The organism is Spirosoma spitsbergense DSM 19989 (genome assembly GCF_000374085.1).
Classification (GTDB): Bacteria; Bacteroidota; Bacteroidia; order Cytophagales; family Spirosomataceae; genus Spirosoma; species Spirosoma spitsbergense.
The window spans coordinates 99,124-124,097 of the sequence record NZ_KB893548.1 but is presented as its reverse complement, the minus strand read 5'-3'; the positions used below and the strand labels follow the sequence as shown (position 1 = coordinate 124,097).

The following is a 24,974-nucleotide window of genomic DNA, read 5'->3' as shown; positions in this document are numbered from 1 at the left end:
AACTACGTTTCTCTTTCATGTTATCTTTCTGGAAAGACTGGGACCGAACATACCGATTCACGTATGTAATCAGCCTCGTTTTATTTTTTGTTAGCCTTATTTTGTTGGTTATTGCCTGGTCGGGAGGATTGGGAAACGTAGTTAACTGGGACGTCCTGAGCGAACTCAATGAACTACCGGTGGTCTTTCATTCCTTCTCAGACGGACTGCTCAATTACTCGGTGAATGGTAAGGCCTTCGCCGTTTCGGAGCAGTTTGTAGCGGGAACGATGCAGGTCAGGCCGGAACTGGCGACGGGTATTCTGGCAGGCATTGGTCTGGCGTTTACCCTCATCATGAGTGCCGTTACGCGATTCGATCGGCTACGCTATCTGATTAGTATGGCCATGCTGATTCTTAGCCTTGCCTTTTTCCGATGGGACATGCTTGAAGTGCCGGGTCTGGGCGGCAACTACCTTTTCCTGCTCCTTACGTTTGTTTATGGGTCGCTCAGTTACTACTTCCATGCCTTCCGGTCCGACTACCCCATTATCGTTCGTCTGGGTGCTTTTGGTCTGCTAACGGCTGGGGTAGCAGGTATACTGAGCGTACTCTCACCGGTAACCTTTCCAGCCCTAGCTTTGGTGAGTTATGGAATGCCGGTTTTGCTGGTATTCAGCGCCGGGTTCATATTTTTTATTGCGGCCGAAATCATTGCCGGTCTGGTCTGGCTCACCTCGGTTGGCCGGTTGAACGAAAACACATCCTCGGGTAACGACCGGAAGCCGCTGGGCATCAATAACTTTCTGTTTATCAGCTCTCTGTATTTACTCAACCTGGTACTTATCTGGCTCAAAAACACCCGATCCATTGAGTGGAATGTATTGGTAGTCAGCCCTTTCATCCTCTATTTACTTTCCGTGAGCATCGGTGTATGGGGCTTCCGCCGGTTAATTCAGCAGCAGGACGTTTTCTCCTTCCGCGATTCGGGTGCGTACCTGTATACCGGGTTTTCGTTGCTTACTACGCTAACCATTGGGTATGCATTCGCTACGGCCAATGACCCGCTGGTTGAGCTATTTGAGGATATAATTGTCTACACGCACCTGGGGATGGGGCTGGTTTTCATTGCTTATACCCTGATCAATTTCTGGCCTGTTTACCAGAAAAACCTGCCCGTTCACCGAGTTCTATACAAACCCAAACGTCTGGAGTTAAGCCTGTTTCGGGTAGTCGGTATCATTTTCGTAGTGGCTATGTTATCCATAAATAGTTTCTTCCCGATTCGGCAGGGTATGGCTGGTTATTACAACGGTTTGGGCGATTATTATACGGCTAGTGGCGAAGCGGTTTCGGCCACCGCCTACTACAACCTGGCCCTGGAGCGGGAATTTCAAAATCACAAATCAAATTATGCGCTGGCATCCCTGGCCCGCTCTCAGAATAACCTGTCCGCTGCTGCTTTTTACTTCCAGCAGGCCCTGTTGAAGCAACCAAACCCACAGGATTATGCCGGATTGAGCCAGGCTTACTTACAAACAAACTCATTTTTCGAAGCGATCAAAACCCTGCAAAAGGGAATCAGGGAATTCCCGAAAAGTGGCGAACTCCAGAACAACCTTGGTTATTTGTACGGCCGCACCAGTGTGGCTGATTCAGCGTATTATTATTACAAAGCCGCGACCCGATTTGTCGACCAAACCGACGTACCGGAATCAAATCTGCTGGCCTTTTATGCCCGTAATCCAACCGTTCTGGAGGCCGATTCAACCTTGGCCAGCAACGTATCTCAATCAGATTACGAAGCCTATCAGGCCAACGCCCTCGCCCTTCGGCTGGTAACCCAAACCGATACTACTCAGCCCCGGAAACTCGACTGGCTATCAGACAAATCGACTCAAACGGGATTGAGCGTTGGGCAGTTTGCCAGCCTGTACAACTATGCACTGGTAAAGCAACAACCCGATAGTACGGAGTTGACACTCATCCGAAAAATATCGGCGAATCCGGCCAATCAGGACGTAACCGACGATTTATTACTGGCGCGGGCCGTGGTTGAATACAAACGCCACAACCCGGTAAATGCATTCGGGTTGATGAGTCAACTAGCCGAAAATAATCAGGAAGCGGGGGCCGCTTATCGGTCAATTGCGGGTTTATGGATGCTGGAACAAGGCCTGTATCGACCAGCAGCCGACATGTTCAGCAACAACACAGACACAACCGCTATTTATTACCGGGCTATTGCCCTAACCAAAACAAATGACCCGATTTTTGCTCAGTCACTGTGGGAAACAGCCGCCAAAAATGATGCGGCCGTAGATGCCCTCCGGCAGATCTATTATCAGGAACGTAAACCGGAAACGGACGTAGAGAAGGCCTTTTACGTAACCTATCGCACCGACGACCCGAACCGGGGTGCCTATTGGGAAACCATCCTTGACCCTAGTCTAAAAACGCTGGCGGGTACTGCCTTGACGAATGATTTTCTTGATCAGTTACAATGGCGAAACGCACAGTTAGTATTAGCGGGACTCCCCGATTCAACCCGAATTAATGCAATAGCCCTGTCGCAGCGTACGATAGCCGCTATCCGGCTGTCGGCCTTTCGGCGGAGTCTTGGTTCGGCAGAATTAATGGCAAAAACAGCCGTTCTGCCTGCATACGAGGCCGAACGGAATTACTGGCTTGGGCAGGCGTATGAACGCGCCCGTCATTTTTCTCAGGCCCGGCAGTACTACAACCGAGCGGTACAGCTTGCCCCGCTGAATGCCCGAATTGTTACGGATGCCGCGCAACTTAGCCAGCAACAGGGACAGCCAAAGGAAGCCTATGATATGTTACTAACGGCCCTGCCTTTCAACGAAGACAAAGCTATTTTACTTAAGACATACATTACGTTATGTTTGGCCCTGGGTCTTCCCGATTACGCCGAAAGTAGTCTGGCAGCGTTACGGACTGCTACTACGCCCGCCGATTATCAGGGGTTTCTGGCAACTTATCAGGAAAAACTAGCGTCAATCGAAAAGAGTAAAAAGAAGTTTCTGCAATAGGTTAGCTTTGTTCATTATCCCTGAACGCATCATGAATAGAAAACTGAACTGGGTCAAAGAAGCGTTTAGCCTCGATGTCCATATCATGCAGGATGGTCAGCTTATTGGCGATATGCGCCGGAATCTGTTTAGCCATGATGTAGAGGCTTCGCTAAACGGTGTTCACCTGCGTTTTGATGTGGAGGGTTTCCTTAATCATTCAGTAACGGTGTACGATTCAAAAGTTAATGATACCCCAATTGGCCATATAGAATTGCGGTTTGGTAAACAAGCAGAACTCAAACTGTCATCAGGCCAAACCTATCTATGGAAACGCCATAACATGTTGATGCGAGAATGGGATATGATTCGGGAATCACCAAATGGCTTGCCCGAAAAAGAGATTGTAAACTATGATATCACCCGAAAATTCTTTGAAGATGCCGGAGACATCGTGGTAGATAAAGAGGAAAAATCGCCCATTATAGAAGTCGTCATTTTAACGGGTTTATTCATCCGAAATTATTTCCAACGTCGTCGCCGACTTGTTGCAATTGCCTCATAAGTCAATTCACTATGAACATTATTGAAACCCGCGACATTGCCAAACGCTACGTGATGGGTACCGAAGTGGTAGAGGCTCTGAAATCTATTACCATTTCTATTAAGAAAGGCGAATATGTCGCATTCATGGGTCCATCAGGCTCGGGAAAATCTACGTTGATGAACATCGTTGGTTGTCTGGATTCGCCGACTTCCGGGCAGTATATCCTCAACAATCAGGATGTTAGCGGTATGGGCGAGAATGAACTGGCCGAAACGAGAAATAAAGAGATTGGATTCGTATTTCAAACGTTCAACCTGCTACCCCGACAGACATCGCTTGAAAATGTAGCGTTACCCCTTATATACGCTGGTTTTAGCAAAGCCGACCGGACCGAAAAAGCCATGATGGCCCTTAAAAATGTAGGGTTGGAAAACCGGGCGGGCCACCGTCCCAATGAACTTTCGGGCGGGCAACGGCAACGGGTAGCAGTGGCCCGCGCCTTAGTGAATGATCCCAGTATACTACTGGCTGATGAACCGACCGGTAATCTTGACTCTAAAACGTCCTACGAAATCATGGACCTTTTCGACCAGATTCATAGCAAGGGAAACACGGTTATTATGGTAACCCACGAAGAAGATATTGCCGAATATGCACACCGGATTGTTCGGCTTCGCGATGGCCTGGTTGAAACCGATTTACTAAATCCGAATATTCGGAAAGCAAAGGCACTCATTCAGTCGCTCGACTGATGCGGGAGGGCGTTTTTTACGATAAAATCAGATACATTCGAGCGTTTTTCACGCATTCTTTGTACTAACTGCTATGCTCCGAAAAGTTCTGCTGACACTACTCGTCATTCTGGTTGCCATTCAGTTTATCCGACCAGAAAAAAATCAGGCAGTCGGCATGGCAACCAACGATATTACAACGAAATATGCGGTTCCGGCTACTATTCATGCCGTATTAAAACGCTCCTGCTTCGACTGCCATTCCAATAACACTGAATACCCCTGGTACAACAATATTCAACCGGTTGCCTGGTTTCTCAATCACCATGTCCAGGAAGGCAAAGGTGAGCTTAATTTTAATGAGTTTGCTTCTTATCCTCCCAAAAAAGCCCGTCATAAACTGGAAGAAGTGGGTAAGGCCGTAACGGAAGGCTGGATGCCGCTGGATTCGTATCTGTGGATTCATCATGACGCTAATCTAAGTTCCGAAGAAGCCAAACTAATAGCCGACTGGGCTAACGGCTTGCGAAACCAGATCCCAGCCCCGGCCGATGAGAAAAAAGAGCTTCAGCACTAAGCAGGGCGTTTATTTGTGGAGAACGCACGTCCATTCCTGACTATTTAGAAAAACGGTCACGAATGAATATGTGTTCTCCACAGAGTTCAGGTGAATTGACCTAAGCCCTCAGATTTATCTTCTTCCCTGTTTCGGCAGCCTGGTAAATGGCCTGTAATAGCGTAACATCGCGCTTACCTTCCCCGCCCGTTACATGGTCAGGCAGTTTCTTTCCCGCTAATAAATCGTTACAAACGCCATCCATGTGCATGGCCTGGTGATTAACGACTGGCTGCTCAATAGGACCTTTGCTTGTTCTTCCTTTCAAGGGACCGTAACCAAAAGCTGGTGACAGTTCAAACCAGCCTTTCTCACAGGACGCATATAGTCGCTCAACACCCGCTGTATAGCTGGTCGTTGAGTTAGAAACCGCTCCGCTCGGAAACTGAAACTGCCAAAACATCGTCTCCTCCACTTCTTTGAACTTTTCCGGCTCTGTTTTAGGCGAAAACTGCGCAGTTACCGAAATAGGTTCTTCGCCCGTAACGTAGCGCGCGCCCTGTACGGCGTAGATACCAACGTCCATCAGTGGACCACCACCAGCCATTGCCTTTTTCATACGCCATTGCGTCGGGTCGCCAATACGAAAACCATCGCTGGCTTCAACGAATTTTATAGGGCCGAATACTTTTTCCTGACCCAGTCTCATTACTTCTTTGGTGAATGGCTCATAATGAAGCCGGTAGCCGATGGCCAGTTGTTTATTGGCCTTTTTACAAGCATCAATCATATTCTGACAAGCCTTCGGTGTGATCGCCATGGGCTTCTCGCATATGACATGCTTACCCGCCTGAGCCGCCCGAACAACATATTCTTCGTGCATCGAATTAGGCAAAACAACATAGATAACATCGATATCCTTGTTATCGGCAATCCGGTCGAAGGTTTTATAGTCGTACACGTTCTCCTTAGGAATGTTGTATTTCTTCATCCATTCCTCGGCCTTGGCGGGTGTCCCGGTTACAATACCAGCCAAGCGGCAGTTCTTCGTCTCCTGCAAGGCTGGGGCCAGCAGGTTTTTGCTGTAGTATCCCAGCCCTACCAAGGCAATACCCAGTTTTCGACCGGGCTGGCCTAAAGGCTCGCCATTCGGGTTGGTTAATAAAGAGTACAGCCCACTGGTTTCATTCTGAACAAATTGATTGTCGGCATAGCCGAGTAAGGGTAACGACAATGCCGATGCACCTGTGCCAAGATTACGCAAAAAAGTTCTTCGGGAATTGGACTGCTGATTTTTCATGATAGTCAGTTATAGAGCCACGTAAAACACATCACGCGCTGGAGTTCATGAAAAAGTACCGAGGGCGGCTTTTCTACCACCTTCGGTAGTATATCCTGATTAGAAAACGCACCTATATACTAGCAACCTGTATCTCAGTGACACTACAAAAAAAGGTATTATGAGGCATCGACAGCCCGGTGTCAGCAGGGTTTGGAAAACTTCTGCCCCGTCGAACGGGTTACGTTATAAAATTTATAAGCGATGAAAAAGAACCAGATTATTTATATAACCGGCCAGTTAGGTGGAACGCTGTTTCGGCAGGAAGCCCGGCAGGAAGCCGAGCGTTTAGGGCTAACGGGTATCGCCCGGATACAGTCGGATGGCGAACTTCGGATTGAGACGGAAGGCGACGAAGAAGCCCTTGAAATATTTATAAAGTGGTGCAAAGCGGGTCCCGACGGCACTACCGTAAAAGGTGTTCGTGTGCAGGATGGACCGTTGCAGGGGTACGATAAATTTCTGGAAATGCACTAAATCAAAAGCCAGTCCTCAACGAAGGCTGGCTTTTGATTGGTAAAGCAACGCTATTGTGCTGCGCTAAAAAATGTATTTACCTTCGGCAATCATAGCATCAGCAATTTGACGACGGGCATCTTTGAGGTTCATCGGCTCAATTTTCGTGAACCGCTTTAGTCCCATCAACATGCCCCGCAGTTCATCTCCTTCAGCAAACGACGTGATGGCCGAACGGCCTGCACTGTTTACCTTCTCGACGGCTTCGTGCAGATAAACTAAAGCCATCTGCTTCTGCAACGCAACGGCTTCTTCGCCTTTGATACCAATCAACTTTTCGACGCGCAGCAGGACGGATTCGGCCACATAAATCTCGATGGCCATATCGGCCACGTTCATCAGAATTTCCTGCTCATTCGAAAGGTTCATCATGAACTTTTGCACGGCGGCACCCGATACCATCAGGGCAGCCTTCTTCAAGTTCCGAACTACTTTCTTTTCGGCAACAAACAAGCCTTCTTCTTCATCCGAACTGAAGTCAGGAATGGACATGATTTCTTTCGAAACGGCCATAGCTGGCCCCATCAAATCGAGTTCGCCCTTCATCGCCCGTTTCAATAACATATCGACTACAAGCATCCGGTTTATCTCGTTCGTACCTTCGAAAATCCGGTTGATGCGGGCATCGCGATACGCCCGGTCCATTGGCGCATCGGCCGAATAGCCCATACCGCCATACACCTGAACGCCTTCATCAACCACATAATCGAGTACTTCGGAACCGTGAACTTTCATGATGGCGCACTCAATGGCAAACTGTTCCAGGGCTTTCAATTTTGCCTCGCTATCTTCCATACCCTGCTCTTTCAGATCTTCAATCAGGTCGTCGATATTCTGACCAGCGCGGTACGAAGCGGTTTCTGACGCGTACACTTTCAGGGCCATTTCGGCTAGTTTGTGCTTGATGGCACCAAACTGAGCGATGGGTGTCTTGAACTGCATCCGCTCATTGGCATAATTGACGGCGTGGTTAATCACCTCTTTAGAGCCACCAATGGCAGCAATACCGAGTTTGATACGGCCTATGTTCAGGATATTCACGGCGATTTTGAAGCCGTTGCCCCGCTCAGACAGCAGGTTTTCAACCGGCACTTTGCAGTCATTAAAGAAAATCTGACGCGTGTCGGACCCTTTAATACCCATCTTATGCTCCGGCTCGTTCATGGTAATGCCTTCGTATCCGCGCTCGACAATAAAAGCCGATAGGTTTTTGTCGGTTTGGCTCGGTCCGCCGTCGCGGGCTTCTTCAATTTTAGCGAAAACGATGTATATGTCAGCAAAGCCACCATTGGTAATCCACATCTTCTGTCCATTCAGAACATAGTGTTTCCCATCTTCCGTCAGTACCGCTTTCGTTTTGCCTGAGTTTGCATCCGACCCAGAATCAGGCTCAGTCAGGCAGTAGGCCGCTTTCCATTCGCCACTGGCCAACTGAGGCAGGTATTTTGATTTCTGCTCATCGTTACCATAATACACAATAGGCAACGTACCAATACCGGTATGGGCCGACAAGGCTACCGAAAATGAGTGTCCGGCACCCGTCACTTCGGCCACGAGCATCGAGGTATTGAAATTAGTACCAAACCCACCGTACTGCTCCGGTACCGATGTTCCGAGCAGGCCCAACTCACCCGCTTTATCCATCAGTGACGAAATCAATTCCGGCGATTTTGCTTTATCAATCTCATCCAGACGCGGCCATATTTCGCGCTCCAGGAACTCGCGGCAGGTAGCCGCAATCATCATTTGCTCTTCAGAAAACTCTTCAGGAATAAATACCTGAGAGGCCGGCGTTTCTTTTATTAAAAATTCCCCCCCTGTAATTGAGGCCTTTGGTTCAGTTGCTATCATTGTTCAGGAATGTTTATTATGCTTGCATACTATTTATATAACAAAGAAAATCACTAAATAATTAGTATGCAAGCATACTAATTATTTTTTAGAAAGTGGATAGTACCGTGTGAGATGTAGCTAGTTGTCAGATTGGAACAGGGTAATTAAAAAAAGGCTGATGAAATTATTCATCACCCTTTTTTACGCCGTTTCCTTCGATTAATTCAATCGCTCGAAAATCCCGGCGACACCCTGTCCACCACCAACGCAGGCCGACACCATGCCGTATTTCTGGTTGCGACGGCGCATCTCGTTCAATAGCTGTACCGATAACCGGGCACCGGTAGAACCCAGTGCGTGTCCCAGCGCGATAGCCCCACCGTTCGGGTTTATCCTACTGCGGTCCAGACCCAATTCCTGAATAACGGCCAGCGATTGGGCAGCAAAGGCTTCATTTAGCTCAATGAGTTCGATGTCGTCCTGTTTCATCCCAGCCTTTTTAAGGGCAATTGGAATAGCGGCCACCGGCCCTATACCCATAATTTTGGGTTCTACACCCGCTGTGGCATACGATACCATCCGGGCAATAGGCTGTAGATTCAGTTCATTAACCAGTTTCTCCGACATCACTACCACAAAAGCGGCTCCGTCGGATGTTTGTGAGGAGTTACCGGCGGTTACGGACCCACCAGCCGCAAACACGGGACGTAATCTGGCCAGTCCTTCGGCACTAGTGTCTTTACGCGGACCTTCGTCCTGGGCAACAGTCCACTCACGGGTTTTCTTTTTATTACTTTCCGCATCGAAATAGGTTTCACTCACGTTGATTGGTACAATCTCGTCGGTAAATTTCCCTTCTTTCTGAGCGGCCAACGCTTTCTGATGTGATTCCAGGGCGAACTCGTCCTGCGCATCGCGGCTGATTTTAAACTGCTGAGCCACCTGTTCGGCCGTTAGGCCCATACCAATATAATAATCGGGGTGTGCTTTAGCAATTTCATAGTTAAGCGCTGTTTTCCAGCCCATAACCGGCACCATAGACATTGACTCGGTACCTCCTGCAATAATGCAATCGGCCAGACCAGCATGAATTTTAGCAGAGGCAATGGCGATGGCTTCCAGACCAGAACCGCAATATCGGTTAATGGTCATGCCTGGCACGCTGTTCGGTAGGGACAACAGCGCGATATACCGGGCAATCTGCATACCCTGTTCGGCTTCGGGCACAGCATTACCCACAATTAAATCTTCTACACGGGCCGGGTCAAGATTGGGAACCTGGGTCAGCAAATGTTTGATAACGTCAGCCGCCATATCATCAGGGCGGGTGAAACGGAGACCTCCGCGCGGGGCTTTACCTACGGCGGTTCGATATCCAGCTACAATGTATGCGTCCATATTTTTCTTGATTACTGATTTGGCAGGAAACTATACCCTATAAACCTATCATAAACGGGAATAATTACAAACTTATGCAAAATTGTTATGCAAGCATACTATCACCCCGCCCATTTCCCGGTAACCAATAAATTAATCCTGAGCCTCATCATAAAAATAGCCGCTCCATAGAGCGGCTATAAACTAATATTGATAAACTTTTTTTGCAATCAGAAGTGCCGGTCGCCTGCTTCGCGCTTACCAAGCATGACAGCCCCTACCATAGCGACCAGGAAAAGTACCGATGCCAACTCGAAGGGCAGGATATAGTCATTATATAGCAATTGCCCCAGATTCTCAACCAGTCCTGTTCTTGCGTTGAACGCAGTGTTGCTGAAGGTGGGTACCTGAGCGCTTTTTGCCCGGAATATCGTAATCAGCATAACCATCAGTATGCCACCCATCACGACCGAAATCATCTTGGTGACATTCGTTTTTGACTCCTCATCTTCTCTCCGAAGATTTAAAAACATGATGGTGAAGAGGAATAGCACCATGATAGCCCCGGCGTAGACAATGATATTAACAGCCGCTAAAAACTGAGCATTCAATAGAATGTAATGACCCGATAGACAAAAGAATGTAGCGATAAGGGCCAAAACGCTGTATACTGGATTACGCGCTGTGACCACACCAATAGCACTAAAAAGCGTGATAGCGGTCAGGACCAGAAACAGGTATCCGGTGGGGGTAAGATTTTTAAAGAAGTCGATTGTTTCAGTCATGTTTTTGGTCATTGGTAGTCATGAGTAGACATTTATCGCCATTTGTAGCACAGAGTTAATAAACCACTACTTAATGACTAAAAATGATAACAAATGACAATAGATTAAGTGGCCGCCCGTGTCAGGCTGGGTTCGGTTGGCGTAGTGTTTACTTCAGAGTTATTGGCCCGGATATAGCGGTCATCCATTTTCTCGACCAGCCGGTCTTTGCCGTAAATCACTTCGTCGCGCTCCTGAAAAACCGGCACCATACGGTCATGGCGAAGGTAGACGGCCTGCTTTGGGCAAGCCTCCTCACATAATCCACAGAAGATGCAACGCAGCATATTGATTTCGTAAACCGCAGCGTATTTCTCCTCCCGATATAACGTTTCCTCTCCTTTTTCGCGCTCGGCAGCTACCATAGAAATGGCTTCTGCCGGACAGGCAACAGCGCATAGGCCGCAGGCTGTACACCGCTCCCGACCCTGCTCATCCCGTTTCAGAATATGATGTCCCCGATAAATAGGGCCAAGATACTTTTTAACTTCCGGATATTGGATAGTGGGCTTTTTTCGAAAGAAGTGACCGATAGTGATAGCCAGTCCGCTAATAACAGCAGGCAGGTACATCTTTTCGGCCAGCGTCATTTCTTTATTACTGACCTGTTTAGAACGATTAGTTAACTGCATTTTTTTCAGTTTTTACCGGATAACCGGCATGAACGGCAAACGTGTTGACTTTAAACGACTCCCGGCCTAACCACTTCCCGCTTCGGTGCACGGGCGTTTGATACGACTACCATACCAATCATGGTGATGGCAATAATCCAGGTTGCATACTTGAAATCATACAGCAGACCTGCTCCGGTTATTACTACATTCAGGATAGCCAGCGGTATGAATGTTTTCCATCCCAGGTTCATCAACTGGTCGTAGCGGAAGCGGGGTAACGTCCAGCGAACCCACATGAAAAAGAAAATGAAGAAGAAAATTTTGGCAAAGAACATAACGATACCAATCGCCGTAGCTACGTTATGACCCGCAATAGCACCCATTGAGTTTTCTAACGCTCCGCTTATTTCACTCATGAACGGGTAATGAAACCCTCCAAAATACAGGGCGGATATAAAGGCCGATGAAACAAACATGTTGATGTACTCCGCGAAAAGGTAGAAGCCAAGTTTCATCGAACTATATTCAGTATGATATCCACCAATAAGTTCCGTTTCGCACTCCGGCAAATCGAAAGGTGTACGGTTACATTCCGCGAAAGCGCAGGTCAGGAAGATTACGAAGCCTAGTGGCTGGGTGAAGATGTTCCACTCGAAAAACGTTGCTTGTTCATCAATGATAGCCCGTAGCGATAGCGACCCTGTCATCATCAGAATCGCGATGAGCGAGAGGCCAAGCGCAATTTCGTAGCTTATATTCTGCGAAGCGGCCCGAATAGCCCCTAACAACGAGAACTTATTGTTCGATGCCCACCCTCCTACCATTACCCCATACACACCCAGTGACACTACCCCAAAAATGTATAGCACACCGATATTGATTTCGATAGCCTGAACCGGAATAGCGTAATTACCAAATCGTATGGTGTCTCCAAAGGGAATGACAGCACTCGACATGAGTGCTGTCAGCATGGCCAGACAGGGTCCAAGAATAAACAGCCATTTGCTGGCCTGTGCCGGAATAAAGTCTTCCTTGAAAAACATTTTGCCGCCATCGGCCAGCGGTTGTAATAAACCCCAGGGGCCAGCCCGGTTGGGACCAATACGATCCTGTAAAAAAGCAGCTACCTTCCGCTCACCATAGGTAGAATAGGCAGCAATAGTGAGCGTTATCACAAAAATAATCAGGATAATCAGCCCCTTTACGAGCAATGTGGTTAAATCCATTTTTAAACGTTTTCAGTTTTCCTGTTGGCCTGTCAAGACTAGTCGCCGTTCTTTGGTCGACTACATTAAAGCCTAATCAACTACTGTTCTCTCAAACTACTCACGGTTCGGGTGCCATAGCAGACGGCAGCGTTTTTGCAAAACGTTCGGGTGGCAAAGGCTCAATTCCCAGTTGTGATGTGTCCCGCTCGTCAGGGATTTCTTTATATTCGGCAGCCGCCAGGCGTTGGCCAAAACTTGGCTTGATGGCATCAGCCCGATACTTATTGGCAGAAATGACTGAACTACGCGAGATCTTCGTTGGCCCTTCAATGGTCCAGTCGCTGGTTTTCTTAGTATCAAACCGGCAGGTGTTGCAAATGAACTCAGTTACCTCACTCCATTCATTTTTCCGGGCCGTTACACGAATAACCTCCTCACCACGATACCAGAGCGTCACCTTACCGGAACAGGTTGGGCAGTTGCGATGTGCATCGACAGGTTTGGAAAACCACACCCGGTTTTTGAAGCGATACGTTTTATCTGTCAAGGCTCCTACCGGGCATACATCAATCACATTACCGGAGAAATCATTATCAATCGCCTTCTCGATGTACGTTCCTATTTCGGAGGCATCGCCCCGTCCCAATACACCGTGTACCCGTTTATTGGTAATCTGATCCGCCGTATATACACAACGGTAGCACAGAATACAGCGGGTCATATGTAATTGAATGTACGGGCCAATGTCCTGTTTTTCGAACGTACGGCGATCTTCTTCGTATCGGGTCGTTACTTTTCCATGGTCGAAGGCGAAGTTCTGCAGATCACACTCCCCCGCCTGATCGCAAACGGGGCAGTCGAGCGGATGATTCAACAGCAGGAACTCAACAACCCCATTACGGGCTTCAATCACCTGCGGATTCGTTTCATTCTCGACAACCATGCCATCCTGTACGGCTGTCAGGCAGGAAGCCACCAGTTTAGGCATTGGGCGCGGATCTTTAGCTGATCCGGCAGCTACCCGAACCAGACAGGCCCGGCATTTTCCACCACTACCTTTCAACGGCTCATAATAACACATAGCCGGAGGGGAAACGGCGGGACCAATCTTACGGGCTGCCTGCAAAATAGTCGTTCCGGGCTCTACCTCAACGTCAATTCCGTCAATAGTGACTTTCAATAATTGCGGCTTTGTATCTTCCATTCGTCGCTACTACTCAAGTTTATACGTTAAAATCTGGTTAAACGCTTCCTGCTCAATTTGATTGGCATCAATCATAGCAGACAATTGCTCTGCCGAATAAATGCCTTCAAAAGCTTCGTATGCCGCATTCCGAACGGCAAGAGGAAACGTTTCACTGATTAGGTCTTTGAATTCTTCGGCGCGTAAATAATGCCCTCCGGCACTCCGACGCTTATTCGATTTAGCAATACCGCCCAGTGCGTTGTCAATAAAGCGGTTCCACGATTTAGTGGTGCGCTGTTCGGCATGTTGCTTAATCAGATGAATAAGTAAGACAAGTAAAAATGATTCAATCTTATTAATTTTATCATCCTTAGCCATCTCATCTAAATCACTAATGATGGCGAGTGCTCCTTCGTAGTCGTGTTCTTCGACCATTTTTCGCAGCATTGTCAATTCGTCCATCGCTTTACTTCATTTAGAATTACACCAACGCCATTTCACCCCGATACACGGCACCCGGTTGCGTTGCTTCGATTGGGTTATCGATATGCCACTGGAATTCATCCCGGAAATGCCGGATGGCACTAGCCACTGGCCAGGCAGCCGCATCGCCCAGGGGGCAAATAGTATTTCCCTCAATTTTGGAGGCTACATCGACCAGCAAGTCAATATCCTGCTGATGGCCATGTCCGTATTCAATCCGGTGCAGTACTTTCTCCATCCAACCCGTTCCCTCACGGCACGGGCTACACTGACCGCATGATTCGTGATGATAGAACCGGGAGAAATTCCAGGTATTGCGAACAATGCAGGAAGTTTCGTCAAATACAATGAACCCACCTGACCCCAGCATGGTACCGGTTTTGAAGCCCCCCTCCGACAAAGATTCGTAGGTCATCAGGCGCTTGTCACCGTTCTCCAAGGTAAGGGCCAGGTTGGCGGGCAGAATAGGCACCGATGAACCACCGGCTACCAATGCCTTGAATTTATGACCAGGCCGGATACCCCCACACCATTCATCGGCATAAATGAAATCTTCGACCGGAACACCGAGGTCAATTTCATACACACCCGGTTTGTTAATGTGGCCGGACGCCGAAATAAGTTTGGTACCCGTGCTGCGTCCGATACCGATAGCGGCATAGGCATCGCCCCCATTATTGACAATCCAGGAAGTTGTGGCCAGGGACTCCACATTATTGACAACGGTTGGACACTGATACAGTCCTTTTACAGCCGGAAACGGCGGTTTATTCCGTGGGTTACCCCGTTTACCCTCCAGTGATTCGAGCAGTGCGGTTTCTTCTCCACAGATGTAGGCACCACCACCAGGTTGAACGATTAACTCGAGATCATAGCCCGAGCCCAGAATGTTCTTACCTAAAAACCCTTTTGCTTTCGCTTCGGCAATGGCTTTTTCGAGGATACGAATGACGTACATTAACTCTCCCCGAACATAAATAAATGACTTGTTGGCACCCAGTGCAAACGATGAAATAATCATTCCCTCAATGAGCAGGTGGGGGAGATTTTTCATCAGGTAATGATCTTTGAACGTGCCTGGTTCTGATTCATCAGCGTTGCAGACGAGGTAACGGGGAACGCCCTCCGGCTTGGCCAAAAAGCTCCACTTCATCCCCATCGGGAAGCCAGCACCACCCCGACCCCGAACGCCCGCTTTTTTGACCTCCTCAACAATGGCTTCGGGAGTCATTGTCTTTATAGCTTTCTCTACAGCCGTGTAACCTCCCTGTTTGCGGTAAACGTCGAAGGTTTCAATACCCGGAACGTCAATATATTGGGTTAAAATCTTAGTAGCCATGTATGGAAATTATTTCGACAGTTCGTCAATGATTTCGTCTACCTTTTCATTGGTCAGGTGCATATAGTATTTCTCCCGGATCTGAAACACGGGTCCCATACCACAGGCTGCCAGACATTCTACTTCTTTAAGCGTAAACTGGCCATCTACGGTTGTTTGGCCCGTATCGACACCTAGCCGTTGTTTTAGATGAGTGTATACTTCCTCTCCACCCATCAGACAACAAGGGCCGGTTCGACAATACTCGATTACGTGTTTGCCCACCGGATTGAGGTGGTACATTGTATAGAATGAGGCCACCTCATATACTTCAATCGGCTGGATATCGAGCATCCGGGCTACGTAATCCATTCCCTCCGGGCTTGTCCAGCCTTCCTGTTCCTGCAAGAGGTGCAGGAGTGGCAATAAAGCCGATTTCTGTCTGCCTTCTGGATACCAGTCAATAATTTCTTTGGCTCTGGTCAGCCGGTCAGGTGTGAATTGTACGGCGGGGTTGTTTAATTCGGTTGTCATTAGTTACAGCAGATATTCATCGTCAAACACTTCTTCCCAATCTAATTCGGCTGGCTCAAATTTATCTTTTCGAGACAAATTCATCTCTGCTTTGGCGGCATCAATAGCCAACTCGAAATTTTTCTGCCAAATCGTTTCGATATGTTTCCGATTGAGGGAGGGCATATACTCTTGTAACGATTTTATTTCCTGGCGGGCATTCACAATCGTTCGTACCCAGCTCGTTGATCGTCTGTCTGGCTGATAACGCCATTTTAGAATATGCACCATTAACCTAATCAGCTGGCTATTCAGTGCTCTTCGTTCTGCGTTAGCCATTGCCTGATACAGTTCGTCTAACGCTTCCTGAGCCTCTTCATACTCCTTCTCTTCGAGGAGTCTTCTTACGGCTACTATTGTATCTAAATGAGACGTAGCCACCATCTCCTGCCAGTCTACCGTCCTCATCTTCTTTGTCTTTTAAATCAGTTTAAGCGTCCAACTCCCCGGCGATGACGTTCATGCTACTCATAATTACGATAGCGTCGGACAAGGTCAGCCCTTTACACATTTCGGGATAAGCCTGATAATAAATGAAGCAAGGCCGGCGGAAGTGCAGTCGGTAAGGCGCACGGCCACCGTCACTAATCAGGTAAAATCCTAATTCGCCATTTCCACCCTCAACGGCGTGATATACTTCACCAACCGGTGCATCTATTTCACCCATCACTATCTTGAAGTGATAAATAAGGGCTTCCATGTTTTTATACACTTCCTGTTTTGGAGGCAGATAATACTGAGGAGCATCGGCGTAGTAAGGGCCCTCCGGGAGATTATCCATTGCCTGCTGTATGATGCGCAGACTCTGCCACATCTCTTCGTTTCTGACCATAAACCGGTCGTATGTATCACCACTTTGCCCAACCGGAATATCGAACTCAAAGTCCTGGTAGGACGAATAAGGATTCATTACCCGCACGTCGTAATCAACGCCCGCTGCCCGGAGGTTGGGGCCGGTAAAACCGTAACTCAGAGCCCGTTCGGCAGAAATAGCGCCTACGTTAACAACCCGGTCCATAAAGATCCGGTTGCGGTTGAAGAGGTTTTCAAATTCACGAAGCACTTTGGGGAAGCGAAGCAGCAGTTCTTTAATTTTCCGAATGGCAGTGGGCGACAAATCGCGCTCCATCCCGCCAATGCGGCCCATATTAGTGGTTAATCGAGCCCCACAGACCTCTTCGTAAATTTCGTAAATATGCTCCCTCTCCTGGTAAATGTACAGGAACCCCGTAAAGGCTCCCGTGTCAACGCCCAGAATACCATTACAGATAAGGTGGTCGGAGAGACGGGCCAGTTCCATCATAATAACCCGGATGTACTGCGCCCGTTTGGGAATGTCGATACCCAATAACTTCTCGACCGTCATGTGCCAGCCCATGTTGTTGATGGGTGACGAACAGTAGTTCATCCGGTCGGTAAGTGTCGTGATCTGGTAAAAAGGACGACGCTCCGCAATTTTCTCGAACGCCCGATGGATATAGCCAATTGTTTGTTCGCCCGACACGATTTTCTCACCATCCATCTGCAGGATGTTCTGAAAAATACCGTGCGTAGCGGGGTGCGTAGGCCCGAGGTTGAGCGTTGTCAGTTCATTGACATACTGAACCGGCCCCTGTTCGGCAGGAAGGTTATTCTTTGTAATATCTAGTTCTTCAGAAACCATAGTTAACGAGCGAAAGCGTGAATGAGTGAATGAGTGGCAAATCGTATCCTAATCGCTCTGGCTCTCTTTCGCTCTTTCATCATTGTTTACCGTCCAAACAACGCATCTATTTTATCTTCACGGGTACTATCCTCCAGCGGGTATTCTTTTCGCATGGGGTAGTAATCCATTTCTTCCATGTTCAGAATCCGGCGCAGGTCAGGGTGCCCGTCGAAGATAATACCGAACAGGTCGAAGGTTTCACGCTCCATCCAGTTCGCACTGGCAAACAGGGGCGTTAAGGTTGGGATGTGAACATCGTCGGCCGTCAAATACACCTTGATACGCAGCCTGAAATTATTTGTCAGGCTATGCACATGATACACAACACAAAACTCTCTACCCACAGAATCAGGATAGTGAACTGCCGTTATGTCCGTCAGAAAACCAAACTGAAAAGTTGAATGACTTTTCAAATAAGTAAAAATCCGTATGATTTGCTCCCTGCCCGTAGAGAACGTCAGCAAATCATACGGGTCATCAAAATCGCTGACGTTTTCGCCAAACTGGGTAATTATAGCCTTTGCAACCTCTTCGTTGGTTAGCATCTTCAATGAATAAATGGATGAATAGCAATTGGCAAAGAAAACGGCTGCCCACTATCCGCTGATAAACAATTCGACTACTGAATATTATACGAGTTCAATAGCTTTGTATATTCTTCCGTATTCCGCCGACGTAGTGATTCGTTCTTCGCTAATTCCTGGACCTGCATCACTCCGTCCAGAATTTGTTCGGGACGAGGTGGGCAACCGGGTACATACACATCGACGGGAATAATCCGGTCAATACCCTGCAATACGCTGTACGTATCAAAAATTCCACCACTCGACGCACAGGCACCAATGGCTATAACCCAGCGAGGCTCAGCCATTTGCAAATAAACCTGTTTTACGATAGGCCCCATTTTTTTAGCTATTGTACCCGCTACGAGCAGCATATCCGCCTGACGGGGCGAAAAACTGGGCCGCTCAGACCCAAAACGAGCTAAATCGTAATGCGAAGCCATTGTCGACATGAATTCGATGCCACAGCAGGATGTCGCGAACGGTAGTGGCCAAAGCGAGTTAGCCCGGGCCAGACCTATTATTTTATCGAATGATGTAGCCGAGAAACCTGGACCATCATAGCTTGCAGGAGCTTCGGCCAGCTTGATATCTGTTTGCATAAGAAACGTTGTAATGGGTTACTATAACTTTAACGAATAAACAGGGCCTAAAATTCATTAGACCGGCTTATTCCCAGTTCAAAACCCCCTTACGAATGATGTAATAAAATCCTGCCAGAAGAAGTCCCATAAACAGGACCATCTCGATAAAACCGGTCATACCCAACCCTTTGAAATTAACAGCCCAAGGGTATAGGAAGATCACCTCGACGTCGAATAGTACGAACAGGATAGCAATCAGAAAGTACTTGATGGAGATAGGGGTTCGGGCATCGCCCTGAACCGGAATACCGCATTCGAATGGATCGTCTTTTTTCTGGCTATGCCGCTTAGGGCCGATAGAATGGGTAACGACCATAGTCGTAATGATAAAACCAAGTGCCAGACCAAGTTGAATCAATACAGGAATATAATCTGCCGGGAGATAAGTCGCGTTCATAGTTTAGCTGACAATAAAGCGCAAAGGTACGCACAAAGTAGGTTTTATACGCAGGGAAGGCAATCTGCTTATACAGCGTATAAAACAGGTCAAAAGTACGATAAGCACCGCGTTTTATCAACTGATCCGTGCTAGTTTAGACAGTCTAAAAAGTCAGAAGCCTTTTCTCCGAAAAGGCTTCTGACAACAAAACAGCGATAAAATTCTACCGATTGATAATAATGCGTTTCGAGACATCAAATCCTGCCGAACGTACGCGAACCAGATAAACGCCCTGCGCCAATCCAGATAAATCAATTGATTTGCGTTCATTCATTAGCGGGACGATGCTTGAGAACAAAGGCTGTCCACTCAGCGAGAATACTTCCACATCTGCATTCGCCAAATCCTCTAGTGTTTCTATTGTAACGACTCCATCTACTGACGGATTAGGGTAGATACTCAATCCCCCGTTAGAGCGATCAAATATGAATGCCTGAGGGGTGCTATAATCTGAATAACAAGTCAGATTGTTACTGTTCGCAAACGAAAACGTAGTTTTTGCCCGTACCGAATAATTGGCCGAAACAACTACTTTTATTACTGCACTATTATTTGGAATAACCTCCCCCCCTGCCCGTTGCCAATCGAATAAATCGGGTTGGCCACCGGTTGGCGTAGGTAAGACAGCCTGTAGGGTATAAGCACCAATCTGGGCAATACTCGGAGTAGCTATTTTAGGACGAACCGTAAGGCTTATGCTGGCTGGCTGGGGAGACTTACACCCATATACATTAACTGCCTGTAGGGAATAAGTACCGGTCTTATTTAACGTAATTGTCTTGCTGATGACGTTTGCTGCACTTACGCTCCAAACCCCGGTACTATTCATGGATGTATTGGCAATGATCGACAGGCTGGAGTCGGCACAAACTTGCTGCTGATTATCGACTACTTTGCCGGGATTACTGGCCAGCGAAATAGTTGGGGTTACGGGCTGAATTGGGCCCTGCACATCAAGTGCGGGTGAGAGATAGGTATTTCCTATTCTATCCTTCAGAACGGCCCTGTACACGCCAGGTTTGTTAACAACAATACTTCTGGTTGCCTGACCGGAGTTCCAGCTATACGAATTGTACAAATTAGGCAGACTGAGTGTTAAACTGTTATTGGCAGTACCACAAGCTACGGTAACAACTGGCTGCGGAAGGGGCGGCAATGGGCGTGAACTGGCAAAGAACACAGCATTTAAACTTGTCAGCCAGGCCTGAGCCAGATCATTTAGTCCCTTGTCTCCCGGATTATTTGTCGCTCTGTTGCCAAAATGAACCTCATCAAAACGCGGAATTTGAATATTATCTGTAAAAGGGCCGGCAAAAACGTTGTTGTTATACGTATTGATTACGTCATTTTGTGCCTGAATAATGTCCTGACTTACTTCCCCAAGGTTATAAGAAGATCTTGCCAATACCCAGGCTGGGTAACGCTCCGTATCAGATCGCGTTTTGTTGACGATATACTGCATGTCATTCGCATAGGCCTGCCGGGTAGAATGCAGCGGAATGTTATCCGTTTCCCCCTGCTGCCAGAGTACGGCCCTCAGTCCCTGCAATGAGCAATAGTATCGAAGGGCAATGACCAGATTAGCATAAGGCATTCCGGTCGGAAAATTTTCGTAGGGAGTCCCTATGGCAAAAATGTTCTTTGCTACGATTCCGTCAGCACTATCATGCCAGTTCTTGATGGTAGTTCCTGCCCAGGCCGTATTGATAAACAATACAGGAACTCCATACTGTTTTACGAGCAAATCACCCAATGCTCCCCAACACCAGGCACTCTGTCCACGGGGGCCAATGAGCGATGTAGCGGTGAGTTGCTGAAATGTTGGTGCAGGCGGGTCGGCGAGTGAGTTGGCCGTACTATTATCATACGACACACAGTTAACCCGGTCATCAACTGCCCCTACGGCCCCGTAATTTTGGAAGCCCTGCGCATTGGACTGCCCCGTTATGATAAAGACTTCGCCGATTCCAACCTTTCGAACCACATCGGCACTAACGACTTTTCCACCGGCAAATGCCTGTACCTCCAGTCGGTACCAGCCTCCTTTTGCGCGTATTGATCCCTGAAATATTCCTCCCTGTGGATTCCGTTGAACGGTAACCCAGTTTGTATTCAATCCCTGGCCCGTTTCTTCAGCCTGTACGCGTGCCTGAACACTATCTACCGGCTGATAAACACTTCCTGACAAATAAATTGTACTTGTATTATCATTTTCACGCTGAAAGATAGCCCGGCTTTCAGGATAAGTAATTTTAATTACAGGTTCGTTACTCTGAGCAAATCCACTCTTTTTAAAGAGGATTGGACTTAGCAGGCACAGGTGTAATAAAATATAGCGGTTGCGCATTTTTTATTTATCAATATCTATATACCGCCTGGTTACCGTCAAATGATAGTAATTGCAAAAACCGAGCCGCTATCGATCTGTAATCGAAGTATTTCAATACGATCAAGTGTCCCGGTAAAATGCAAATTTTGAGCTGATATATATGATTAAACGGTCTATCTACGGTTAATATTACAAACCGAGACTAATTCGTTTGGCAACGTCAAAATTAGTCGCCTGTACCCGTATTATGTATTGCCCCGGTGGCATACCCGTTAGTGAGAGAACCTTGCGGTCGTTAAATAAGGGGACAGTTGTAGTCAGCAGCACTTGACCAGTTAAGCTGTATATCGTTATGGATGCATTTGTCAGGTTTTGTTCCGTCTCCAGCGTTAAAATCTTGTCCGGATTTGGGTTAGGATATACGCTCAATCCTTTGTTATTGGGATCTACGGTGAACAACAGGGGTGTAGATGGCAGTGAAAAGCAGGTCAGCGTAGGGGAGTAAACAATGGAAGAGCGAGATGTATAAGACCCCGTCTTGTTGGCTTTAATAGTACTTGTATCAAACCCTAACAACGCATTGTCAATAGACCACCGGAACTGAGTGCCATTCGTTGACGCAACAGCCTGCAACGTATAAGTACCAACAACATTTATCGTTGGTGGTGGTGGCAGCGGCTTTAGCTCCACTGATGCAGACCCAGCCTGTGCCGATATACAGCCATTTGCATCCTGCACCCTGGCAGAATACGTTCCTGCTTTATCTGTCGTGATTTGCGGGGTTGATTCACCCGTGCTCCAGGATACAGAGTAAGGTCCTTCTACCCGCAGCGTCACCTTATCACCGTCACAGATAACTGTTGAGGGGTTGGCTAGGATGGTGGGTGTTGCCGGCAGCTCATTGACTTTAACCGCAACAACGGGTGAATAGGTCGATATACAGCCGTTTTGGTCGCGGGCCTGTACACTGTAGTTACCTGACCTGTTAACGCTGATCGACTTCTCGGTCTGACCGCTGGACCAAACTACCCCCACAGGGCTATTGGCATTCAACGTGACACTATTTCCTTCGCAAAAAGTAGTTGCTCCCGTGGCCGATACGGTGGGTATTTGTGGTAATGGATTTACCTGCACGGTAACCGCATCTGACTGAACCGATGTGCATCCAAATTGATTGGTGGTACGCACGGAAAAATTGCCCGATTGATTCAGCGTAATGGCTTGACTGGTCTGACCACTGGTCCACTGATAAGCTACATTTTGTGGAGCCGTTAATGTTATGGTACGATCAGCACAAAACACGGTAGATCCACTGGTTGCAATAACAGGTTTTACCGGCACTGGATTAGCCGTTACTATCACGGTATTCGACTGAGCCGATGTACAGCCATTCTGGTCCGTAACGGTAAGGAAGTAAGCGCCCGACGTTGTGGCAGTTATCACTTTGCCTGCCTGACCACCAGTCCAGTTATACTGTACGTTATCATTACTAACCTGCAATGTTGTATTATCACCCTGGCAGAATGTAGTTGGCTTAGTGTTCGTAACAACCGGCGTTTGAGGGAGTGGATTAACGGCGAGTGTGATTGAGTTTGAGGTAAAATCACACCCACTCACATCCCTGTAACGGACAAAGTAAGTTCCTGCTGTGGTAGCGGCCAGCTGTTGGGTGTTGGCTACGTTGGCATTAGCCTGCTGATTTACCCAGGTTACGTTATTATCATAGTTTGTTGTAAGTGCCAAACTACTTCCTACGCAGATTGATGCCGGACGATTATTAACTACAGTAATTGTTGGTAGCGCATTAACGCTGATTTTACTGGAATAGAACGTATTGCCCCGTGCGTCCTTAATCTTTGCCTGATAAATTCCGGTTCCTTTCGTAATCGAATTGCCAGATTCTCCCGAGTCCCACAGCACAGTGGAGTAATTACCGGCTACGCTCACTTTTATATTGTTACTGCCAGCACATTCAATGGAAACTGTCGGCGTTGGTGCCGGGGCAACAGGTGTTGAATTCTGAAAGAACGTATCCGTCATGCTGGCATTCCAGGCATTAGCAACATCGATTAATCCATTAAAGTCAAAGTGTAAGGCTTCTAATTCGTTGAGAGGAGGACGCTTTCGGGGCACTTGAATTACATCCGTATTTGGGCCAGCAAAGACATTAGGAGTAGAGTTGATAACCTGGTTTTGTGCAGCGATTACTGCGGCATCAGTGCCGCCAATATTATCGCCATAACTGGCCCTTGATACCACCCATGACAGTGTTTGATTATAATCCTGCCGGGCCTGGTTGATGACAAAATTCAGATCGTTTACATAATCCTGCGTTGGCGTATTTATCAAATTATCAGCTTCTCCCTGATGCCAGAGTACAGCCCTAACTCCCAGCATATTAGCATAGAACTGGAGCGACAACTTCAAATTAATGTACGGTTGCCGTGGGCCATACGGTTCTCCGATATACACGCTATAAGCGGTGCCACCTTCCGGGGCACTTTCACGCCAGTTCCTGACAGCTGTGCCGGCAAAACCAGCATTGAAAAACATGATAGGTACCCTTAGTCGTTTAACCAGGATATCACCCAGCTGCCCCCAGCACCAGCTTCCTACTCCCCGTGGCGCAATCGTAAATCCATCGGAGTTATCCAGTTGAGTAAAAACAGGCTTTGTTGGGTCAGTGGGAAAACTATTACCATAACTACTATTTACGCAGTTAACCAGATCATTGAGAGGATTGGGGGCATTCTGATGAACTCCCTGGGCATTTGATTGCCCGGCAATAACGAAAACTTCGCCGATACCAACACGCTCAACGGTAGTTGTACTACCAACCTGCTGGCTTCCATTCATAGCTCTGACTTCGAGATTATACCATCCTCCCGTGCCTGTTAAATCACCCGCATACACCCCACCTGTCGGATTAGTCTGAACAGGTAGCCAATCCGTAGCGGTCCCGATGCCGTCGCGAACCACCAAACGAGCTTCTACACGGGTAATCGCAGTGGTGTAGTAGCCGGTAATTCGAAGCGTAGCCTGATTAGCATTATTTCGTTGAATAACGGCTCTGCTAGTTGGGAAAGTGACCTGGATTTGTGCTTTTGCCCAGAAAGAGATAAGTACAAGGAAAGCCGTACTATAAACCCGTAAATAATAGTTCATAATAATTCAATAC

Annotated in this window: 22 protein-coding genes; 5 read left to right on the top strand and 17 right to left on the bottom strand. The window is 47.7% G+C overall.

Going from position 1 to position 24,974, the window contains the following annotated elements; genetic code table 11:
- Window positions 1–17 precede the first annotated feature (17 nt).
- The 4 genes from B157_RS0116685 to B157_RS0116670 all read left to right on the top strand — a co-directional run bounded on the left by B157_RS0116685 (window position 18) and on the right by B157_RS0116670 (window position 4,866).
- Window positions 18–3,032 (top strand): tetratricopeptide repeat protein, encoded by a 3,015-nt coding sequence (locus B157_RS0116685; RefSeq protein ID WP_020604449.1) that lies wholly within the window; start codon window positions 18–20, stop codon window positions 3,030–3,032.
- 31 nt (window positions 3,033–3,063) lie between these two features.
- Entirely contained in the window at window positions 3,064–3,576 is a 513-nt protein-coding gene (locus B157_RS0116680) for a hypothetical protein (protein WP_020604448.1), read from the top strand.
- 11 nt (window positions 3,577–3,587) lie between these two features.
- Window positions 3,588–4,310: an ABC transporter ATP-binding protein gene (locus B157_RS0116675; protein WP_020604447.1), complete on the top strand. Its 723-nt coding sequence runs from the start codon at window positions 3,588–3,590 to the stop codon at window positions 4,308–4,310.
- A 73-nt stretch (window positions 4,311–4,383) separates the two neighbouring features.
- Window positions 4,384–4,866: a heme-binding domain-containing protein gene (locus B157_RS0116670; protein ID WP_020604446.1), complete on the top strand. Its 483-nt coding sequence runs from the start codon at window positions 4,384–4,386 to the stop codon at window positions 4,864–4,866.
- A gap of 100 nt (window positions 4,867–4,966) precedes the next feature.
- On the opposite strand, the gene B157_RS0116665 is transcribed toward B157_RS0116670, so the two are convergent.
- Window positions 4,967–6,145 carry a Gfo/Idh/MocA family protein gene (locus B157_RS0116665; RefSeq protein ID WP_020604445.1) on the bottom strand — a complete coding sequence of 393 codons (1,179 nt, stop codon included), beginning with the start codon at window positions 6,143–6,145 and terminating at the stop codon, window positions 4,967–4,969.
- Window positions 6,146–6,388: 243 nt separating this feature from the next.
- On the opposite strand from B157_RS0116665, the gene B157_RS0116660 reads away from it, so the two are divergent.
- Entirely contained in the window at window positions 6,389–6,661 is a 273-nt protein-coding gene (locus B157_RS0116660; RefSeq protein WP_020604444.1) for an acylphosphatase, read from the top strand.
- 63 nt (window positions 6,662–6,724) lie between these two features.
- On the opposite strand, the gene B157_RS0116655 is transcribed toward B157_RS0116660, so the two are convergent.
- The 16 genes from B157_RS0116655 to B157_RS0116580 form a co-directional block, all read right to left on the bottom strand.
- Window positions 6,725–8,551 carry an acyl-CoA dehydrogenase family protein gene (locus B157_RS0116655; RefSeq protein WP_020604443.1) on the bottom strand — a complete coding sequence of 609 codons (1,827 nt, stop codon included), beginning with the start codon at window positions 8,549–8,551 and terminating at the stop codon, window positions 6,725–6,727.
- 201 nt (window positions 8,552–8,752) lie between these two features.
- A complete protein-coding gene (locus tag B157_RS0116650; RefSeq protein WP_020604442.1) occupies window positions 8,753–9,931 on the bottom strand; it encodes an acetyl-CoA C-acyltransferase in 1,179 nt (392 codons plus the stop codon).
- Window positions 9,932–10,140: 209 nt separating this feature from the next.
- Complete coding sequence (locus B157_RS0116645) at window positions 10,141–10,695, bottom strand: NADH-quinone oxidoreductase subunit J family protein (RefSeq protein WP_026308752.1); 555 nt, start codon at window positions 10,693–10,695, stop codon at window positions 10,141–10,143.
- A gap of 104 nt (window positions 10,696–10,799) precedes the next feature.
- Window positions 10,800–11,366 carry a NuoI/complex I 23 kDa subunit family protein gene (locus tag B157_RS0116640; protein WP_020604440.1) on the bottom strand — a complete coding sequence of 189 codons (567 nt, stop codon included), beginning with the start codon at window positions 11,364–11,366 and terminating at the stop codon, window positions 10,800–10,802.
- Between the two features lie 50 nt (window positions 11,367–11,416).
- Window positions 11,417–12,574 (bottom strand): NADH-quinone oxidoreductase subunit NuoH, encoded by a 1,158-nt coding sequence (gene nuoH, locus B157_RS0116635; protein ID WP_020604439.1) that lies wholly within the window; start codon window positions 12,572–12,574, stop codon window positions 11,417–11,419.
- Between the two features lie 100 nt (window positions 12,575–12,674).
- Window positions 12,675–13,760 carry an NADH-quinone oxidoreductase subunit G gene (locus B157_RS0116630; RefSeq protein WP_020604438.1) on the bottom strand — a complete coding sequence of 362 codons (1,086 nt, stop codon included), beginning with the start codon at window positions 13,758–13,760 and terminating at the stop codon, window positions 12,675–12,677.
- Between the two features lie 9 nt (window positions 13,761–13,769).
- Entirely contained in the window at window positions 13,770–14,204 is a 435-nt protein-coding gene (locus B157_RS0116625; protein ID WP_020604437.1) for a DUF29 family protein, read from the bottom strand.
- Between the two features lie 19 nt (window positions 14,205–14,223).
- Window positions 14,224–15,564, bottom strand: coding sequence for an NADH-quinone oxidoreductase subunit NuoF (nuoF, locus tag B157_RS0116620; protein WP_020604436.1), 1,341 nt, complete (start codon window positions 15,562–15,564; stop codon window positions 14,224–14,226).
- Window positions 15,565–15,573: 9 nt separating this feature from the next.
- Window positions 15,574–16,077 carry an NADH-quinone oxidoreductase subunit NuoE family protein gene (locus tag B157_RS0116615; RefSeq protein ID WP_020604435.1) on the bottom strand — a complete coding sequence of 168 codons (504 nt, stop codon included), beginning with the start codon at window positions 16,075–16,077 and terminating at the stop codon, window positions 15,574–15,576.
- A gap of 3 nt (window positions 16,078–16,080) precedes the next feature.
- The gene (locus tag B157_RS0116610) at window positions 16,081–16,524 is read right to left on the bottom strand and encodes a DUF29 domain-containing protein (protein WP_020604434.1); all 444 of its coding nucleotides are present in this window, start codon (window positions 16,522–16,524) and stop codon (window positions 16,081–16,083) included.
- A 22-nt stretch (window positions 16,525–16,546) separates the two neighbouring features.
- On the bottom strand, window positions 16,547–17,779 hold the full coding sequence (gene nuoD, locus B157_RS0116605) for an NADH dehydrogenase (quinone) subunit D (protein ID WP_020604433.1): 1,233 nt from the start codon (window positions 17,777–17,779) through the stop codon (window positions 16,547–16,549).
- Window positions 17,780–17,865: 86 nt separating this feature from the next.
- Complete coding sequence (locus B157_RS0116600; protein ID WP_020604432.1) at window positions 17,866–18,366, bottom strand: NADH-quinone oxidoreductase subunit C; 501 nt, start codon at window positions 18,364–18,366, stop codon at window positions 17,866–17,868.
- A 74-nt stretch (window positions 18,367–18,440) separates the two neighbouring features.
- Entirely contained in the window at window positions 18,441–18,986 is a 546-nt protein-coding gene (locus B157_RS0116595; protein WP_020604431.1) for an NADH-quinone oxidoreductase subunit B, read from the bottom strand.
- Window positions 18,987–19,053: 67 nt separating this feature from the next.
- Window positions 19,054–19,425: an NADH-quinone oxidoreductase subunit A gene (locus B157_RS0116590; RefSeq protein ID WP_020604430.1), complete on the bottom strand. Its 372-nt coding sequence runs from the start codon at window positions 19,423–19,425 to the stop codon at window positions 19,054–19,056.
- Window positions 19,426–19,630: 205 nt separating this feature from the next.
- Window positions 19,631–21,814, bottom strand: a complete 2,184-nt coding sequence (locus tag B157_RS0116585) for a T9SS type A sorting domain-containing protein (RefSeq protein WP_020604429.1) — start codon at window positions 21,812–21,814, stop codon at window positions 19,631–19,633.
- A gap of 171 nt (window positions 21,815–21,985) precedes the next feature.
- Window positions 21,986–24,961, bottom strand: coding sequence for a T9SS type A sorting domain-containing protein (locus B157_RS0116580; protein ID WP_020604428.1), 2,976 nt, complete (start codon window positions 24,959–24,961; stop codon window positions 21,986–21,988).
- Window positions 24,962–24,974: the final 13 nt, after the last annotated feature.

Excerpts from the sequence above, each read along its gene's own strand:
- B157_RS0116685 (WP_020604449.1), top strand. The coding sequence starts at position 18 with ATGTTATCTTTCTGGAAAGACTGGGACCGAACATACCGATTCACGTAT.
- B157_RS0116680 (WP_020604448.1), top strand. The coding sequence starts at position 3,064 with ATGAATAGAAAACTGAACTGGGTCAAAGAAGCGTTTAGCCTCGATGTC.
- B157_RS0116675 (WP_020604447.1), top strand. The coding sequence starts at position 3,588 with ATGAACATTATTGAAACCCGCGACATTGCCAAACGCTACGTGATGGGT.
- B157_RS0116670 (WP_020604446.1), top strand. The coding sequence starts at position 4,384 with ATGCTCCGAAAAGTTCTGCTGACACTACTCGTCATTCTGGTTGCCATT.
- B157_RS0116665 (WP_020604445.1), bottom strand. The coding sequence starts at position 6,145 with ATGAAAAATCAGCAGTCCAATTCCCGAAGAACTTTTTTGCGTAATCTT.
- B157_RS0116660 (WP_020604444.1), top strand. The coding sequence starts at position 6,389 with ATGAAAAAGAACCAGATTATTTATATAACCGGCCAGTTAGGTGGAACG.
- B157_RS0116655 (WP_020604443.1), bottom strand. The coding sequence starts at position 8,551 with ATGATAGCAACTGAACCAAAGGCCTCAATTACAGGGGGGGAATTTTTA.
- B157_RS0116650 (WP_020604442.1), bottom strand. The coding sequence starts at position 9,931 with ATGGACGCATACATTGTAGCTGGATATCGAACCGCCGTAGGTAAAGCC.
- B157_RS0116645 (WP_026308752.1), bottom strand. The coding sequence starts at position 10,695 with ATGACTGAAACAATCGACTTCTTTAAAAATCTTACCCCCACCGGATAC.
- B157_RS0116640 (WP_020604440.1), bottom strand. The coding sequence starts at position 11,366 with ATGCAGTTAACTAATCGTTCTAAACAGGTCAGTAATAAAGAAATGACG.
- nuoH (WP_020604439.1), bottom strand. The coding sequence starts at position 12,574 with ATGGATTTAACCACATTGCTCGTAAAGGGGCTGATTATCCTGATTATT.
- B157_RS0116630 (WP_020604438.1), bottom strand. The coding sequence starts at position 13,760 with ATGGAAGATACAAAGCCGCAATTATTGAAAGTCACTATTGACGGAATT.
- B157_RS0116625 (WP_020604437.1), bottom strand. The coding sequence starts at position 14,204 with ATGGACGAATTGACAATGCTGCGAAAAATGGTCGAAGAACACGACTAC.
- nuoF (WP_020604436.1), bottom strand. The coding sequence starts at position 15,564 with ATGGCTACTAAGATTTTAACCCAATATATTGACGTTCCGGGTATTGAA.
- B157_RS0116615 (WP_020604435.1), bottom strand. The coding sequence starts at position 16,077 with ATGACAACCGAATTAAACAACCCCGCCGTACAATTCACACCTGACCGG.
- B157_RS0116610 (WP_020604434.1), bottom strand. The coding sequence starts at position 16,524 with ATGAGGACGGTAGACTGGCAGGAGATGGTGGCTACGTCTCATTTAGAT.
- nuoD (WP_020604433.1), bottom strand. The coding sequence starts at position 17,779 with ATGGTTTCTGAAGAACTAGATATTACAAAGAATAACCTTCCTGCCGAA.
- B157_RS0116600 (WP_020604432.1), bottom strand. The coding sequence starts at position 18,366 with ATGCTAACCAACGAAGAGGTTGCAAAGGCTATAATTACCCAGTTTGGC.
- B157_RS0116595 (WP_020604431.1), bottom strand. The coding sequence starts at position 18,986 with ATGCAAACAGATATCAAGCTGGCCGAAGCTCCTGCAAGCTATGATGGT.
- B157_RS0116590 (WP_020604430.1), bottom strand. The coding sequence starts at position 19,425 with ATGAACGCGACTTATCTCCCGGCAGATTATATTCCTGTATTGATTCAA.
- B157_RS0116585 (WP_020604429.1), bottom strand. The coding sequence starts at position 21,814 with ATGCGCAACCGCTATATTTTATTACACCTGTGCCTGCTAAGTCCAATC.
- B157_RS0116580 (WP_020604428.1), bottom strand. The coding sequence starts at position 24,961 with ATGAACTATTATTTACGGGTTTATAGTACGGCTTTCCTTGTACTTATC.